At 56.3% G+C, this 17530-nt stretch carries 13 protein-coding genes and 1 pseudogene; 13 read left to right on the top strand and 1 reads right to left on the bottom strand.

Annotation, left to right across the window (positions count from 1 at the left end; all coding sequences use genetic code 11):
• Positions 1–23: 23 nt before the first annotated feature.
• From mraY to murB, 6 genes and pseudogenes are all read left to right on the top strand, one after another.
• Positions 24–1124, top strand: a complete 1101-nt coding sequence (gene mraY, locus RT613_RS02500; protein ID WP_313612693.1) for a phospho-N-acetylmuramoyl-pentapeptide-transferase — start codon at positions 24–26, stop codon at positions 1122–1124.
• Between the two features lie 4 nt (positions 1125–1128).
• Complete coding sequence (murD, locus tag RT613_RS02495; protein WP_313612691.1) at positions 1129–2538, top strand: UDP-N-acetylmuramoyl-L-alanine--D-glutamate ligase; 1410 nt, start codon at positions 1129–1131, stop codon at positions 2536–2538.
• Between the two features lie 4 nt (positions 2539–2542).
• Positions 2543–3671, top strand: a pseudogene (locus RT613_RS02490) (FtsW/RodA/SpoVE family cell cycle protein).
• Between the two features lie 5 nt (positions 3672–3676).
• A complete protein-coding gene (murG, locus tag RT613_RS02485) occupies positions 3677–4813 on the top strand; it encodes an undecaprenyldiphospho-muramoylpentapeptide beta-N-acetylglucosaminyltransferase (RefSeq protein ID WP_313612689.1) in 1137 nt (378 codons plus the stop codon).
• The gene (gene murC / locus RT613_RS02480) at positions 4810–6225 is read left to right on the top strand and encodes a UDP-N-acetylmuramate--L-alanine ligase (protein WP_313612687.1); all 1416 of its coding nucleotides are present in this window, start codon (positions 4810–4812) and stop codon (positions 6223–6225) included. The genes murG and murC overlap by 4 nt, the downstream gene beginning before the upstream one ends.
• Positions 6222–7187, top strand: coding sequence for a UDP-N-acetylmuramate dehydrogenase (murB, locus tag RT613_RS02475; RefSeq protein WP_313612686.1), 966 nt, complete (start codon positions 6222–6224; stop codon positions 7185–7187). The genes murC and murB overlap by 4 nt, the downstream gene beginning before the upstream one ends.
• Positions 7188–7392: 205 nt before the next feature.
• Here murB and RT613_RS02470 read toward each other — a convergent pair whose 3' ends face one another.
• On the bottom strand, positions 7393–8697 hold the full coding sequence (locus RT613_RS02470; RefSeq protein WP_313612684.1) for an MFS transporter: 1305 nt from the start codon (positions 8695–8697) through the stop codon (positions 7393–7395).
• A gap of 582 nt (positions 8698–9279) precedes the next feature.
• Here RT613_RS02470 and RT613_RS02465 point away from each other — a divergent pair.
• The 7 genes from RT613_RS02465 to RT613_RS02435 form a co-directional block, all read left to right on the top strand.
• Positions 9280–10206: a D-alanine--D-alanine ligase gene (locus RT613_RS02465; protein ID WP_313612683.1), complete on the top strand. Its 927-nt coding sequence runs from the start codon at positions 9280–9282 to the stop codon at positions 10204–10206.
• Positions 10203–11120, top strand: coding sequence for a cell division protein FtsQ/DivIB (locus RT613_RS02460; RefSeq protein WP_313612799.1), 918 nt, complete (start codon positions 10203–10205; stop codon positions 11118–11120). The genes RT613_RS02465 and RT613_RS02460 overlap by 4 nt, the downstream gene beginning before the upstream one ends.
• Entirely contained in the window at positions 11117–12448 is a 1332-nt protein-coding gene (ftsA, locus tag RT613_RS02455) for a cell division protein FtsA (protein WP_313612682.1), read from the top strand. Before RT613_RS02460 ends, ftsA begins: the two co-directional genes overlap by 4 nt.
• Positions 12449–12541: 93 nt before the next feature.
• Complete coding sequence (gene ftsZ / locus RT613_RS02450; RefSeq protein ID WP_313612680.1) at positions 12542–14302, top strand: cell division protein FtsZ; 1761 nt, start codon at positions 12542–12544, stop codon at positions 14300–14302.
• 264 nt (positions 14303–14566) lie between these two features.
• Complete coding sequence (gene lpxC / locus RT613_RS02445; protein WP_313612678.1) at positions 14567–15526, top strand: UDP-3-O-acyl-N-acetylglucosamine deacetylase; 960 nt, start codon at positions 14567–14569, stop codon at positions 15524–15526.
• A 236-nt stretch (positions 15527–15762) separates the two neighbouring features.
• On the top strand, positions 15763–16629 hold the full coding sequence (locus RT613_RS02440; protein ID WP_313612677.1) for an outer membrane protein assembly factor BamD: 867 nt from the start codon (positions 15763–15765) through the stop codon (positions 16627–16629).
• A gap of 16 nt (positions 16630–16645) precedes the next feature.
• Positions 16646–17530: AAA family ATPase (locus RT613_RS02435; protein WP_313612676.1), on the top strand; the 885-nt coding region annotated here is incomplete at its 3' end.

Genomic DNA, 17530 nt, shown 5'->3' with positions numbered 1-17530 from the left:
ACTGCCTTGCTGAAAGGGCAATTATGCTGATCTGGCTTGTCGAACTGGCTGACCATATTCAAATTTTCAACCTGTTCAGGTACATTACGTTTCGTGCCGGTGCGGCCATGTTTACCTCCGCACTGATCGTCTTCATGTTTGGACCTGCAATCATCAACTCCCTGCGCGTACGCCAGGGTAAGGGCCAGCCGATTCGTGCCGATGGACCGCAGACCCACTTCAAGAAGGCTGGTACGCCGACCATGGGTGGACTGATGATCCTGGCCGGTATTCTCGGCGGCTCCTTGTTGTGGGGTGACCTGTCCAACGTTTACGTGGTCAGCGTGCTGATGGTGACACTTGGATTTGGCGCCATCGGTTTTTACGACGACTATCTGAAGGTGACGAAGCAGAGCGACAAGGGTTTTTCCGGCAAGGCACGTCTGGGCATTGAATTCGTGATTGCGGCGATTGCCGTGTTCTTCATGATGAAGATGGCGCTGGCCTCCAGCCCGCACAATCCAACGCTTGGCACATCGGTCGCGTTTCCGTTCTTCAAGGAATTCGTGATCAATATCGGTTACTTCTTTGTACTGTTTGGCGCATTCGTGATTGTTGGTGCCGGTAACGCCGTCAACCTGACGGATGGTCTTGATGGTCTTGCCATCGTGCCTGTCATGATTGCCGCTGCAACCTTTGGCGTGATTGCCTATCTCGTTGGTAACGCGGTTTTTGCAAACTATCTGCAGATCAATTTCGTGCCGGGCACGGGCGAACTTGGCGTTATCGTTGGTGCGGTTATTGGTGCTGGTCTCGGCTTCTTGTGGTTCAACGCGCCGCCGGCCGCTATCTTCATGGGTGATACCGGTTCGCTGGCACTCGGCGGTCTGATCGGTTCTGTGGCAGTTGCCACCAAACACGAGATCGTCATGGTTATCGTTGGTGGTCTGTTCGTTATGGAAACCCTGTCGGTGATCATCCAGGTGTTCTGGTTCAAGCGCACCGGCAAACGTGTGTTCCTGATGGCGCCGATCCATCACCACTTCGAAAAGAAGGGTTGGACCGAAAGTCAGGTCGTTATTCGTTTCTGGATCATTGCTGTTGCCCTTGCCATGCTCGGCCTTGCCACACTGAAATTGAGGTGATGGCATGATCCCTGTTACGGTTTTCAAAGGTCGCAAGGTCGCGCTTTTCGGTCTGGGCGGTTCCGGCCTTGCCACCGCCAAGGCGCTGGTTGCTGGCGGGGCTGATGTCGTTGCTTATGACGACAATCCCGACAGTGCAGCCAAGGCAGCGGCCGAAGGCATAACCGTTGCGGATCTGCGCACTGTTCATTGGCCGTCTCTGGCGGCCTTTGTGCTTTCTCCCGGCGTTCCCCTGACACATCCCAAGCCGCACTGGACGGTGGAGCTGGCGCGTGCTGCCGGTGTTGAAATCATTGGCGATGTGGAACTGTTTGTGCGCGAACGCCGCGCCCATTCTCCGGATTGCCCGTTCATTGCCATTACCGGCACAAACGGCAAATCCACCACAACGGCGTTGATCGCCCATATTCTGCAGCAAAGCGGCCGTGATACGCAGCTTGGTGGCAATATCGGCACTGCCGTTCTGACGCTCGATCCGCCGAAGGCAGAGCGTTATTATGTGGTCGAGTGCTCGTCCTACCAGATTGATCTGGCACCGACACTGAACCCGACAGCCGGTATTCTTCTCAACCTGACGCCTGACCACCTCGATCGCCACGGCACCATGCAGCATTACGGTGACGTCAAGGAGCGGTTGGTGGCTGGCAGCAATACGGCGGTTATCGGTGTTGATGACAGTTACTGCGCCTTGATTGCCGACCGCGTTGAGCGGGCGGGTGTCAAGGTCATGCGCATTTCCAAGCGCAATGTGGTGGCTTCTGGCCTTTACGCGCAAGGTAGCCAGATCATCAGCGCTGAGGGTGGTACCTCGTCGTTGTTTGTCGATCTCGATGGCATTCAGACGCTGCGCGGTGCCCACAATGCACAAAATACGGCGGCTGCGATTGCTGCCTGCCTTGCGGGTGGTGTGAGTGCCGATGATATTCGTTCCGGCCTCAAAACCTTCCCCGGCCTCAAGCACCGCATGCAGCCGGTGGCACGTCGCGGTTCGGTGACCTTCATCAATGACAGCAAGGCGACCAATGCCGATGCGGCAGCGCCTGCATTGTCGAGCTATGATCGCATCTACTGGATTGCCGGTGGCCTGCCGAAATCGGGTGGCATTTCCAGCCTGTCGAGCCTGTTTCCGCGCATCGCCAAAGCCTACCTTATTGGCGAGGCTGCGGCTGAATTTGCAGCCACGCTCGGTGATACGGTTCCTTATGAAATTTCAGGCACTCTTGATAAAGCTGTCGAACACGCCGCTGCGGATGCGCAAAAGGACGAAAATATCGGCAATGTCGTGATGTTATCCCCGGCTTGCGCAAGCTTCGACCAGTATAAGAACTTTGAAGTGCGTGGTGATGCGTTCGTTGCACATGTCGCGGCGCTTGACGGCGTGACGATGCTGATTGGCTCAGGAAAGGGGGGCTGACGTTATGGTAAGCCGTATTGACCGAGGTCCGGTTGCCGAATGGTTCTGGACCATTGACCGATTTTTCCTGGCAGCATTCATTGCGCTGATGGGCATCGGCCTGATGCTTTCCTTTGCGGCGTCGCCGGCGGTTGCCGAGCGCATTGGCCTCACCAGTTTCTTCTTCGTGGAGAGGCACGCGATATTCATCCTGCCGTCGATTGCGATCATGGTGGGCCTATCCTTCCTGTCGCCGCGTCAGATCCGCCGCGTTGCGATCATCATGTTGATCGCCTCGCTGCTGATGATGATCTTTGCGCTGTTTTTCGGCCTGGATTTCCATCGGCACATTCTCGATCCAGCCGTCGGAATTCATGAAGCCGGCGTTTGTGGTTGTCTGCGCATGGCTGTTTGCCGAACGCGCCCGTCATCCGGAAATTCCCGGCAACCTGTTTGCCATCATCACTTTCGGTGTTGTTGCAGCCCTTCTGATTGCCCAGCCTGACTTTGGTCAGACAATCCTGACCAGTGCAGTGTGGGGCGGCATGTTCTTCATGGCCGGTGTGCCATGGCTGTGGATCATTCTGCTTGGTGGTCTGGGTGTTGCCGGTTTTATTTCCGCCTATTTCGTTTTCCCGCACGTGGCCGGTCGTATCGACCGCTTCTTGACCGGTGAGGGTGATACGTTCCAGGTGGATACTGCCCGTGAAGCGATCATCCGCGGTAACTGGTTTGGCCAGGGACCGGGCGAAGGTGTCGTCAAGCGTATCATTCCTGATAGCCATACCGACTTTATCTTCTCGGTTGCGGCGGAAGAATTCGGCATTCTGTTCTGCATGGTGCTGGTGGTGATTTTTGCCTTCATCGTGCTGCGCGGTCTGTCGCATGCCTTCAAGGAAAAAGACGATTTTGCCCGCTTTGCGGTGGCTGGTCTGGTGTTGCAGATCGGCATTCAGTCGATGATCAATATTGGCGTTAATCTTGAACTTATGCCTGCAAAGGGTATGACATTGCCGCTTATTTCCTATGGTGGTTCATCGATGATGGCGATCAGCGTTACAGCTGGTTTCCTTCTGGCATTGACACGCCACAGGCCGGAGAAACGTGCGCAGGAGCGCAGCTTTTTCCGGGTAGGGGCCGTGCCCGCGGAGTAATGTGAATGAACAAAGGTATTGTTTTGCTCGCCGCCGGTGGTACCGGCGGCCATGTGTTTCCGGCAGAGGCGCTGGCCTATGAGCTGAAGGCGCGTGGCTATTCCGTGCATCTGGTGACGGACAGCCGTGCCGAGCGTTACGCAGGCAAATTTCCAGCCGATGAAATCCATGTGGTGCCATCGGCAACGATCGGATCAAAAAATCCGATTGCAATCGCTCGTTCGCTGCTGAAGCTGTGGACGGGGCTTCGCGCAGCAAGACGTCTGATAACACGCTTGAAGCCGGTGGCCGTGGTTGGTTTTGGTGGTTACCCCACTGTCCCCCCACTGCTGGCCTCAACCGGGCTTGGCGTTCCTTCCATGCTGCATGAGCAGAATGCCGTGATGGGCCGCGCCAACAAGGCGCTGGCAAAGCGGGTGAAGGCTATTGCAGGTGGTTTCCTGCCATCGGGCCGTGGCGAATATGCTGCAAAGACGGTTGCCACTGGCAACCCCGTCCGCCCGGCGGTGCTTGAGGCGGCCAATGTTGCCTATGACCCTTCGGAAAATACCGAGCCGTTCAAACTTGTTGTGTTCGGGGGAAGCCAGGGGGCGCAGTTTTTCTCCGCTGCCATTCCGGCTGCCATTTGCCTTTTGGGGGATGAGAAGCGCTCACGCCTTTCAGTGACCCAGCAGGCACGCCCGGAAGACAAGGACAATGTCATTGCAGCCTATGCCAAGCTTGGCGTTCAGGCCGATGTCTCGCCATTTTTTGGCGACATGGCCGAGAGGATCGGCGCTGCCCATCTGGTGATCAGCCGCTCAGGCGCTTCCACGGTGTCGGAACTGTCGGTGATTGGCCGTCCTTCGGTGCTGGTGCCTTATCCGCATGCGCTTGATCATGACCAGGCTGCCAATGCTGCCGCCCTTGCTGGTGCCGGTGGTGCAAGTGTCATCAAACAATCCGACCTTTCTCCGCAGAAGCTGTCGACCATTTTGGCAGACGCGCTGACGCAACCGGAGCGGCTGGCCACGACGGCCGCTGCTGCCAAGGCAACCGGCAAACCGCATGCGGCCTCGGTTCTTGCCGATATGGTGGAAACGCTTGCGCAGGGCGGGTCCATTGCCGAATTTAAAAAGAAAATTGAAGGAGAGCATCCATGAAGATGCCAAAAGCCATAGGTCTAGTTCATTTCATCGGTATCGGCGGCATCGGCATGAGCGGTATTGCCGAAGTGCTGCATAATCTCGGCCACAAGGTTCAGGGCTCCGACCAGTCAGACAGCGCCAATGTGCAGCGTCTGCGCGAAAAGGGCATTGATGTGTTTGTCGGCCATACGGCTGAAAACCTTGGTGAAGCCGAAGTGGTTGTTGTTTCGACCGCGATCAAGAAAAACAATCCTGAGCTGATTGCCGCCCGCGAAAAACATCTGCCGATCGTACGTCGCGCTGAAATGCTGGCCGAGCTGATGCGCTTTCGCAATGCGATTGCCATTGGTGGCACGCATGGCAAGACCACGACTACGTCTATGGTTGCCACGCTGCTGGAAGCCGGTGAGCTGGACCCGACCGTTATCAATGGCGGCATCATCAATGCATACGGCACCAATGCCCGCATGGGTGAGGGTGAGTGGATGGTTGTCGAGGCCGATGAATCTGATGGCACCTTCTTGAAACTGCCGGCCGACGTCGCTGTTGTCACCAATATCGACCCAGAACATCTTGATCACTACGGTGATTTTGATGCCGTGCGTGCCGCTTTCCGCCAGTTCGTGGAAAATGTGCCGTTTTATGGTTTTGGCGTCATGTGCCTTGATCATCCTGAAGTTCAGGCGCTGGTGGGCAAGATCGAAGACCGCAAGGTTGTCACCTATGGTGAAAATCCGCAGGCCGACGTGCGTTTCTCGAACGTGCGCATCGATGGCACACGCTCGATCTTCGATGTTGAAATCCGTCGTCGTCGCACCGGCAAGATCTTCACCTTCAAGGATCTGGTTCTGCCAATGCCGGGCCGTCACAATGTGTCGAATGCCTGCGCGGCCATTGCCGTTGCCAACCGTCTTGGCATCTCTGAAGAGAACATCAAGAAGGGCCTTGCTTCGTTTGGTGGCGTGAAGCGTCGCTTTACGCTGACTGGCGCCTGGAATGACGTTCAGGTGTTCGATGACTACGGTCATCACCCGGTTGAAATCAAGGCTGTGCTCAGAGCAGCACGCGAAGCCTGCAACGGCCGTATCATCGCGGTACACCAGCCACACCGTTATAGCCGTCTTTCCAGCCTGTTTGACGACTTTGCGCATTGCTTCAATGATGCAGACACGATTATTCTTGCTCCAGTCTATGCGGCGGGTGAAGATCCCATCGAAGGCGCAAACTCCGAAACCCTGATTTCGGCCATCAAGGCGGCCGGTCATCGCGATGCACGGTTTTTGCCTTCCAAGGATGAATTGGCCAAATTGATCGCAGGCATTGCGAATCCCGGTGATTTCGTGGTTCTGTTGGGTGCTGGTAATATTACGCAATGGGCGGCGTCGCTGCCTTCTGAACTGGAAAGCATATCAGGAAAGTCTGCATGAAACAGGTGGATGGGGTTAAGCTGCTGGGAAGGCTCGGCGAGGGAGTAAATGAACTGCGTGGACGCCTGACGCCAGATGCGCCGATGGACCGCGTTACGTGGTTCCGCGCAGGCGGTCTTGCGGAGCTGATGTTCCAGCCTCACGACGTAGATGATCTTGTTACCTTCCTGAAACTGCTGCCGGAAGATGTACCGCTGACGGTTGTCGGCGTTGGCTCCAACCTTCTGGTGCGTGACGGGGGTATTCCCGGTGTTGTCGTGCGTCTTTCCGCCAAGGGTTTTGGTAATCTTGAACTGGAAGGCGAAAATCGCATCCGCGCTGGCGCGATCTGCCCGGACAAGCATATCGCCGCAATGGCCATGGACAATGGCATCGGTGGTTTCCACTTCTACTATGGCATTCCCGGTTCGATCGGTGGCGCGCTGCGTATGAATGCCGGCGCCAATGGCGGCGAAACCCGCGAGCGCGTGGTAGAAGTGCGTGCTGTTGACCGCCAGGGCAACCTTCACACGCTGTCGAATGAGGAGATGGGTTACACCTATCGCCACTCCAGCGCTTCCGAAGGTCTGATCTTTGTAGATGCGCTGTTTGAAGGTTATCCGGAAGACAAGGCAAAAATCCGTGCCGATATGGATGCGGTGCGTCTTCACCGCGAAACCGTGCAGCCTATCCGCGAAAAGACCGGTGGTTCGACCTTCAAGAACCCTGAAGGCCATTCCGCATGGGAGTTGATCGATGAGGCCGGCGGCCGTGGTCTGGTGATCGGTGGTGCGCAGATGTCGTCGCTGCACTGCAACTTCATGATCAACACCGGCAACGCGACCGGTTACGATCTTGAATATCTGGGTGAGACGATCCGTCGTCGGGTGCGTGATCACTCCGGTATTCAGCTGGAGTGGGAAATCAAGCGCCTTGGTCTGTTCATGCCCGGCCGAGAGGTTGAGCCGTTCCTTGGTGGCTGATATCGCCTGACACGACGTATTTTGATGGTTTTGAAGCGGCCGGGTTTATCACCCGGCCGTTTTGGTTGCGCGATGAGGGATGTCTTGCCCTTGTCTGCATTTCGGTGATGCTGGGGCCTCGCGCTGGCTAAAGCCGTGAGCCAGGCAAAGAAAAAGCCCGCAAAGCCAAGGGCTTCGCGGGCTTTTCTGTCAGTTTGATTCAGTGTCAGACTTCGTTCTTGCCGGACAGCAGAATGCAGGCCAGCGTTATAACCGCTGCTGCGCAGAGGTAATAACCGACATAGGTCATGCCGTAGTTCACCTGCAGCCATGTGGCGATGTAAGGCGCCAGCGATGCGCCGAAGATGCCAGCCATGTTGAAGGTGATCGACGAACCTGTGTAGCGCACGGTTGTCGGGAACGGTGCAGCAAGTGCTGTACCGATCAGACCGTAGGTCATGCCCATCAGAGCCATGGCCAGTGCGGCGAAGACGAAGATCGAACCTTCGCCACCGCTCATCAGGCCAGGCAGCAGGAACGAGAATGCGCCAATCAGCACGGTGGTCAGCATCAGAATTTCACGACGGCCGAAACGCTCTGCGAGCTTTCCTGCAAACGGAATGAAGATACCAAACACGATCGAGCCGAGGATCTGTACTTCCAGAGCGTCAAGGAACGGGATCTTCAGAACCTTGACGTTGTAGGACAAGAGATAGGCGGTACCGATGTAGAACAGCACGAAAGTTGCCAGAGCAACGAATGTGCCAAGCGCCAGGCTGCGCTTGTGGTTGCGGAACAGTTCAGCAACGGGAACGGCAACGCGTTCCTCCTGATCGATAGCCTTTTGGAAGGCCGGTGTTTCGGTGATCGACAGGCGAACCCACAGACCAACGGCGATCAGAAGGATCGATGCAATGAACGGAATGCGCCAGCCCCAGCTCAGCAGGGCTTCCTGCGACATGAAATGCAGCAGGATCCAGAACACGCCGGACGAGAGCAGCAGGCCGATTGGTGCGCCAAGCTGCGGAAACATGCCGTACCAGCTACGCTTGCCGGGAGGAGCGTTTTCGGTTGCCAGAAGCACTGCGCCACCCCATTCACCGCCAAGGCCGAAGCCCTGACCGAAACGGCACAGTGCCAGGAGCAGCGGTGCAAGGATGCCGGCTGTCTCATAGGACGGCAGCAGGCCGATGATAACAGTGGAGATACCCATGGTCAGCAGTGCGGCAACAAGCGTCGTCTTGCGACCAACACGGTCGCCGTAGTGACCGAAGACAACGGCACCCAGCGGGCGCGCGAAGAATGCGATGGAGAAGGTGGCAAATGATGCCAACAGCGCCGTCATCGGGTCGTTGTTCGGGAAAAATAGCGTGGGGAACACGAGGACTGCGGCTGTCGCATAGACATAGAAGTCGAAGAACTCGATGGTCGTGCCGACCACGCTGGCAGTAAGAACTCGTGCAGGCGAATTTGTCTTTACATCGTTCGGATTGTCAGCGGTCGGCGATACACGGGATATCGCGTCGGTCATGGTATTGGTTCCATTGTATATTAGAAATCACCTTGGAAGGTGGCCTTGCGTTAACGCAATTTTTGCAAATATGAAATGCTGCAGGCGCAATAAAATTTAAAGCGCCATTCTTTTTTGGTCATATAAGCGTATTTCCGGCTGTTTTTGGGCCTTTTTTGCCGGCTTGCTGCGCGCGGTTGACTGCGTTTGAGCACTGTTTTGAACAGGATTATGCTGCGCTGCAAAATATTGCGTTTGGGGCTGGTTCTCTCAAGGGTTGTGGATAAGCCTGAATCTTAACGGTTTGGGGCTTGCTTGTTAACGATTGTTCTGACGCGAAGCCCTGTCTCATTTTTGCTTTTTTTGACCCGGACATATTGCATTTAGTGCAACTCTCTGATTCTAAGGCGTTAATCCGAACATTGAATGATTCATGTTTAAAAAACCGCATGGAAGGTGCGCTGGTTAACGAAAGTAAACGCTTCATTAACCTTAATGGCTCTTAAGTGGTTCAGTGGATGGTGCTGAGAGAATCAGTGCCGGAATTTGGGCGCAAGGCAGTCGTTAATGGCGTCAGAGAAACGTTTGATGTCGGGGTTTTGAATGAGCGGCAAACATATCGCTGTCCTTATGGGTGGTTTTTCGTCGGAGCGACCAGTCAGCCTGTCTTCGGGTGAGGCGTGTGCCTTGGCGCTTGAGGGTGAGGGCTATAAGGTTACGCGTATCGACGTTGATCGTGATGTTTCTGCTGTGTTGTCGCAGTTGAAGCCTGATGTTGCCTTTAACGCGCTCCATGGTCCATTTGGTGAAGATGGTACCATTCAGGGTATCCTTGAATATCTGCAGATCCCTTACACCGGTTCAGGTGTGCTTGCTTCGGCTTTGGCTATGGATAAGGGCCAGGCGAAAAAGGTTGCTGCTGCGGCCGGTGTGCCGGTTGCTGAAGCGTGCCTGATGAATCGTTTTGAATTTACCAATGAGCATCCGCTGGCGCCGCCTTACGTCGTCAAGCCTGTTCGTGAAGGTTCCAGCTTTGGTGTTGTGATCGTCAAGGAAGATCAATCTCATCCGCCGCAGGTCCTGACGTCTTCCGAATGGCGCTACGGCGATGCTGTCATGGTGGAGCGTTATGTTGCTGGTCGCGAGTTGACCTGCGGTGTCATGGGTAATCGTGCGTTTGGTGTCACAGAGGTGGTGCCGGTTGGCCACGGTTTTTATGATTACGACGCGAAGTATGCTGCGGGTGGCTCGAAACATGTCATTCCGGCAGAAATTTCACCGAAAATTTACCAAAAAATACAATCATTGGCCCTTATGGCGCATCGGGCAATCGGGTGCCGTGGAGTGAGCCGATCGGACTTCCGTTACGATGATCGTATGTCTGAAGATGGTGAGGTTATCTGGCTTGAGGTGAATACCCAGCCAGGAATGACGCCAACCTCTCTTGTGCCGGAAATGGCGGCTCATGATGGTTTAACGTTTGGTCAATTCGTCCGCTGGATGGTGGAGGACGCTTCGTGTTCACGATGATCGGTGGCAAAAAAGCAGGCAGAAGACGGCTGGAGCAGTTTGCTCCCGTTGCTGACGAGCGCATTGTGTTGCCTCGTCCGCTGCGTCGTATCGTGCGCTTTTGTGTCAGTCTCGCAACCGGTCGCGTCAATATTCCAGCGCACACTGGCACGATCTCGGCGTTTGCCTTTCTTGCTGCGACTGGTCTCTACGGCATGTCGCTTGGTGGTCATACACAGACCGTTGCGCAGGCAACAACTTCTGCTGCCGGTTTTGCCATCGAAGACGTCAAGGTTTCCGGCAATGCCCAGACCTCCGAAATCGACATTCTGCAGCTTCTCGGTCTTGATGGCACGACCTCACTTGTTGCGCTTGATGTGAATACGGCGCGTCGCCGCCTTGCAGATCTGCCCTGGGTTGAAGACGTTGATGTGCGCAAGGTCTATCCGCGCACCATCGAAATCCGCCTCAAGGAGCGCGATGCCTTCGGTATCTGGCAGCACGGCTCTGAACTGTCGCTCATCGAAAAGAATGGAAGCGTAATTGCACCGCTGCGCGACAACAAGTTTGCCGCCCTGCCGCTGTTTGTTGGTCGTGACGCTGAAACTGGCGCTGCCGGCTTTATGGAGCAGCTGGATGCATGGCCGGACATTCGCAACAAGGTCAAGGCCTATGTTCGCATCTCTGGTCGTCGCTGGGACTTGCATCTGAACAATGGCATCATCATCAAGCTGCCGGAAGAAAATGTCGCCAAGGCGCTGCATCTCTTGTCGCGTCTGGATGCCGAGCAGCAGGTTATGTCGCGAGACATAGCTGCCATCGATCTGCGGCTTTCGGACCGCACCACCATTCAATTGACGCAAGCTGCAACCGAGCGCCGCCAGGCCGCCGTTACGGCACGCGAAAAGGCGCTCAAGAAAGCGGGGAACATATGAGCTTTTTCGGTTCTTCCCATTTTGGATTGCCGCGCCTGAAGCCGCTTTCTTCCAAGCGGTCACATGTCGTTTCCGTGCTGGATATCGGCTCGACGAAGATTGTCTGCATGATTGGTCGCCTGACGCCACGTCAGGAAACCGAAGTGCTGCCGGGCCGTACCCACAAGGTTGAAATCATCGGCATTGGCCACCAGCGTTCGCGTGGTGTGAAGTCTGGTGTGATTGCCGATCTGGATGCAGTGGAAGGCGTTGTCCGTCTGGCCGTCGATGCTGCCGAGCGCATGGCTGGCCTGACTGTCGATAGCCTGATCGTCAACGTGTCTGCCGGCCGTCTGGCCAGCGATATCTACACCGCCAGCATTGATCTGGGTGGTCAGGAAGTCGAAGCAGGCGACCTGCGCAAGGTGCTGATTGCTGCCAGCCAGCAGTCGCTGCGTCAGGATCGTGCCATTCTTCACTCGCTGCCAACCGGTTATTCGCTGGATGGCGAGCGCGGCATCCGTGATCCGCTCTCCATGTATGGCGACCTTCTGGGTGTGGACATGCATGTCGTGACGGCAGAACGTTCGGCGCTGAAGAACCTCGAGCTTTGCGTCAACCGCGCTCACCTGTCGGTAGAGGGCATGGTTGCCACGCCTTACGCCAGCGGTCTTGCTGCACTGGTGGACGATGAAGTTGAATTGGGTTGCGCAGCCATCGATATGGGTGGCGGCACCACGACGATTTCGGTTTTCGCAGAAGGCCGTCTCATTCACACCGATGCTATCGGTCTTGGTGGCCACCACGTCACCACCGATCTGGCACGCGGTCTTTCGACCCGTATCGAAGATGCCGAGCGTCTGAAGGTGGTTCATGGTTCAGCTCTGGCCAATGGTGCCGATGAGCGTGACATGCTTTCCATCCCACCAATCGGCGAAGATGACCGCGATCAGCCATCCCAGGTTTCGCGTGCTCTGGTCACGCGCATTGTTCGCGCCCGCATCGAGGAAACCCTGGAACTGATCCGTGATCGGATCCAGAAATCCGGTTTCAGCCCGATTGTTGGCAAGCGCGTGGTTCTGACCGGCGGCGCAAGCCAGTTGACCGGCCTGCCGGAAACGGCGCGCCGCATCCTGGCCCGTAACGTGCGTATTGGTCGTCCACTGGGTGTTTCCGGCCTTCCGGTTGCAGCCAAGGGTCCGGCGTTTTCAACGGCGGTTGGCCTGATGATTTATCCGCAGATCGCGGAAACGGAAGTACACGCCTCGCAAGGCGGTCTGTTTTCTCCGTTCGGCACAAGTGGCGGACGGATTGCCCGGGTAGGGCAGTGGTTGAAGGAAAGTTTTTGACCTGAACCGGCGTGGTGCCGGAGCAGGTGTGTAACGAGTTGTAATGAATCGGCCAGCGTGGCGATGCGGCCAAGACAAAGAAGGAATGTGACAATGACGATACAGCTGCATAAGCCTGATATCACCGAGTTGAAGCCTCGCATCACCGTTTTCGGTGTTGGTGGCGGTGGTGGCAACGCCGTAAACAACATGATCTCGGCCGGTCTCCAGGGCGTTGATTTTGTCGTGGCCAATACGGACGCTCAGGCGCTGACGATGACCAAGGCTGAACGCATCATTCAGATGGGTGTTCAGGTAACAGAAGGTCTCGGCGCCGGTTCGCAGCCGGAAGTTGGTCGCGCTGCCGCTGAAGAGTGCATCGATGAGATCGTCGATCACCTCAACGGAACCCACATGTGCTTCGTAACCGCCGGCATGGGCGGTGGTACCGGTACCGGTGCTGCTCCTGTCGTCGCACAGGCTGCTCGCAACAAGGGCATTCTGACGGTTGGCGTTGTGACCAAGCCGTTCCACTTTGAAGGCCAGCGCCGTATGCGCCTTGCCGAACAGGGTATCCAGGAGCTTCAGAAGTCGGTTGACACGCTGATCGTCATTCCGAACCAGAACCTGTTCCGCATCGCCAACGACAAGACCACCTTTGCGGATGCCTTCGCAATGGCCGACCAGGTTCTCTATTCGGGTGTTGCCTGCATCACCGACCTTATGGTGAAGGAAGGTCTCATCAACCTCGACTTCGCTGACGTTCGTTCTGTCATGCGCGAAATGGGCCGTGCAATGATGGGTACGGGTGAAGCTTCCGGCGAAGGCCGTGCAATGCAGGCTGCTGAAGCCGCCATTGCCAACCCGCTGCTGGACGAAACCTCCATGAAGGGTGCACAGGGCCTCCTGATCTCCATCACCGGTGGTCGCGACATGACCCTGTTCGAAGTGGACGAAGCTGCGACCCGTATTCGCGAAGAAGTCGACCCGGATGCAAACATCATCCTCGGTGCGACCTTCGACGAAGCTCTGGAGGGCCTCATCCGCGTGTCGGTTGTTGCCACCGGCATCGACCGCGTTGCCGGTCAGAACGACCTGCACTTCGCGCAGCCTGCTGCTGCAAAGCCTCTTATCCGTCCTTCCGCGGCCGTTGCTTCGGCTCCGGCCGCAGTTCAGCCTGCCCCCGTCATGCAGGCACCTAAGGCGGTTGATCCAATCGCCCAGACTATCCGCACGGCTGAAGTCGAAATGGAACGCGAACTGGCTCTGGCCGCTGCTGAACAGCAGCTGCGTCAGGCTCAGGCAGAGGCTGAATTCCGCCCGCAGAGCAAGCTGTTTGCTGCTGCTCCGGTTGAAGCTCCTGCACCTGCACCTGCGCCTGTTCGTCAGGCTCCAGTCCAGGCTGCACCTGCACCGCAGGCACACTACGCACCTGAGCCAGTTGCTGCACCACGCATGCAACAGCCACAGGCGCCTGTACACCACCATGAGCCGGTTGCTGCCGCTCCCCGCAGCGTAGAGCCTGTTCGCATGCCGAAGATCGAGGATTTTCCTCCGGTCGTGAAGGCTGAGATGGATCACCGTACTGCCCATCCGGCATCCACGGTTCCTGAAGAGCGTGGCCCAATGGGTCTGTTGAAGCGCATCACCAATTCGCTGGGACGTCGTGAAGAAGACGACAACGTTCCGTCCGAGCTGATGGACGCACCAACGCTTGCTCCACAGCAGCGCCGCCCGCTTTCCGCAGAGGCCAGCCTCTACGCACCGCGTCGTGGCCAGCTGGACAACCAGGGTCGCGTTACGCCTCAGGCTGCAAGCTCGCATGAAGACGATCAGCTCGAAATTCCGGCGTTCCTGCGCCGTCAGTCGAACTGATTACCAGGCGATTCCGCTGAACATCGAACCCGGACCGAAAGGCCCGGGTTTTTTGTTGCAAATTGTTTCTGAATGTGAAGAAAGATGTTGATTTTTCAATTTCTTAAACTTGTAACAATGCGAAAGAAACAGTGATTTGTTATGTGGCCTGACCATACGTATGTATGAATGCAAGTTCTGGGAAAACCGTGTGTTTTCTCATGTTGGAATTTGGGAGCCGGACCCTTGGATGTCTTCGGTTCTCGTTAGACAAGGCACATGTGAATGAGTATCGAACTGCTGGGTTTTCAAACGACTATCGCCGCTGCTGTGCAGATTTCCGGTATTGGCGTACATTCGGGCAACCCGGTTTCCATGACATTCCATCCGGCTGAAGCTGGAACGGGCATTGTTTTCCAGCGCCACCACGACAATGGTAACATCACCGAGATCAAGGCGGTTTCCGCCAATGTCGGCAATACGGACCTGTGCACGGTACTTGGTCGTTCGGCCACCCAGTCCGTTGCCACCATCGAACATGTGATGGCTGCGATCTACGCGCTCGGTCTGGATAACCTTGTTGTCGAGGTTGATGGTCCCGAAGCGCCGATCATGGATGGCAGCTCGTTGCCGTTCATCGAAGCCATCGAGCAGGTTGGTATCGTCAACCTTGGAGTAAAGCGCCGTTATATCCGTGTTCTGAAACCGGTTCGTATCGATGCCGGTTCGTCCTGGGCTGAGTTCCGTCCCTATAGCGGCACGCGATTCGAAGTTGAGATCGATTTCGACACTCCGCTGATCGGTCGCCAGATGTGGAGCGGCGATCTGACCGCTGAAACCTTTACCAAGGAACTGTCCCGCGCCCGTACATTCGGCTTCATGCGTGATGTTGAGCGCCTGTGGGCTGCCGGTTATGCACTCGGTTCGTCGCTGGAGAACTCGGTTGTGATTTCCGATGACCATACGGTCATCAACATGGAAGGTCTGCGTTACGAAAAGGACGAGTTTGTTCGTCACAAGACGCTGGACGCCGTTGGTGACTTGGCACTTGCTGGTGCACAGTTCATTGGCTGCTACCGCTCTTACCGCGGCGGCCACAAGGTCAATGCTAACGCCTTGAAGGCGCTGCTGAGCGATCCGACTGCCTATGAAATCGTCGAGGCTCCGGTTTCCCGCAGCCAGCGCGTTCGTGCTGCAGAATTTGTCCGCGTCAGCGTGGCAGATGTTGCGCCTTGGTCTGCGTGATTTCGAAATATTGAAAATTGAAAAGCCGTATCCCCCTTGGATGCGGCTTTTTGTGTTTGAGGGCGAATAGGGGGATTTTGCTCTCTAAAAAGCTGAAATATTCACCCTCGCCAAAGTGGTACGCCATAAAAATGCGTTAATGCGTCATCATTGCGTTGCTCTACCGACGCTTTTATGGCTAGAAACGCCAGTGCAAAGCTGAAGTTGATGTATTTGCGCGAAATGGGATCTGTATAATGAAGCATGTAGGGTCTGGTGCAATGAAGAAAACGGTTCGGGTCGCGCTTGTATCAATGCTGCTGGCCGGGGCTGCAACGCTCGTGACCGCATGCCAGTCTGATCCTGATATCGACATTACCAAACTCGGTTTCGAAAGCGAATCGGCTGAGACCCTCTACAAGCAGGGCCTTGCCAACATGAACTCCGGCAACATGACCGAAGCTGCACGCAAGTTCGAAGCCATTGATAAACAACATCCGTTTACGGAATGGGGCCGCAAGGCCCTGGTGATGCAGACATTCGTCAGCACCCGCATGAACCGTAACGAACAGGCGATTGCTGCCGGTAACCGTTACCTCAAGCAATATCCGCGCTCCGAAGATTCCGCTTACGTTCAGTATCTGGTCGGCCTGGCTTATTCCAAGCAGATCGTTGACGTGACGCAGGACCAGCGCGCTGCTGCCCGCACCATCGATGCCATGTCTAAAGTGGTAAACGATTATCCTGATTCGGAATATGTCAGCGATGCGCAGGCGAAAATCCGCTTCGCGCGTGACCAGCTCGCCGGTAAGGAAATGCAGGTCGGCCGTTATTACCTTGAGCGCAAGGAATATCTGGCTGCAATCAAGCGTTTCCGCGTTGTTGTCGAGACATATCCAAACACCAACCAGATCGAGGAAGCTCTGGCGCGTCTGACCGAATCCTATTACGCAATGGGTCTGGCAGACGAAGCGCAGACCGCCGCTGCGGTTCTGGGCAACAACTATCCGGACAGCCAGTGGTATGCCGATTCCTTCAAGCTGTTGCAGTCCGGTGGACTTCAGCCACGCGAGAACAAGGGATCGTGGATCTCCAAGGCTGGCCTGAAGCTTCTTGGCGTTTGATCTGAGGGTGTAACCCATGCTCACGCAGTTATCGATCCGGGATATCGTCCTGATTGAACGGCTCGATCTTGCGTTCGAGGCGGGCCTGTCGGTACTGACGGGTGAAACGGGCGCCGGTAAATCCATTCTTCTTGACAGTCTGTCTCTTGCCCTTGGCGGGCGCGGGGATGGTGGCCTTGTGCGCCATGGCGAGGACAAGGGGCAGGTGACTGCCACGTTCGAACTCGGCAATGATCATCCGGCGCGCCTGTTGTTGCGCGACAACGGTCTGGATGATGATGGCGATCTGATTTTCCGTCGTGTTCAATCCTCTGACGGTCGCACCAAGGCTTACGTCAATGATCAGGCGGTCAGCGTTCAGCTGATGCGCCAGCTTGGCGTGCTGCTGGTGGAAATTCACGGGCAACATGATGATCGTGCGCTGGTCGATACTGACGCGCACCGTGCGCTGCTGGATGCCTTTGCCGGTTTGAGCGATGAGACGATGTCGCTGCAGGGCCGTTACAGAAAATGGAAAGATGCCGAGCGCGGCCTGAAAGTCCACCGTGCCAAGGTGGAAGCGGCAGCACGTGAGGCTGAATACCTGCGCGCCTCTGTCGAGGAGCTGGAGAAACTCTCACCACAGGACGGTGAAGAGGATGAACTGGCCGAACGCCGCGCGGTGATGCAGAAATCCGAGCGGATTGCCGGTGATATCGCCGAGGCGAGCGAATTCCTGAACGGCAATGCATCGCCTGTGCCGATGATCGCGTCGATGATGCGTCGTCTGGAGCGCAAGAGCCACGAAGCACCGGGTCTGCTGGAAGACACGGTACAGCTGCTGGATGCCGCATTGGACAGCCTTTCCAATGCACAGACCGAAGTTGAGGCAGCTCTGCGTCGCACCGAATTCGATCCGCGG

Origin of the sequence: Agrobacterium sp. (assembly GCF_032092815.1) — a bacterium.
Taxonomy (GTDB): Bacteria; Pseudomonadota; Alphaproteobacteria; order Rhizobiales; family Rhizobiaceae; genus Agrobacterium.
This window is presented reverse-complemented; position numbering and strand designations above follow the sequence as displayed.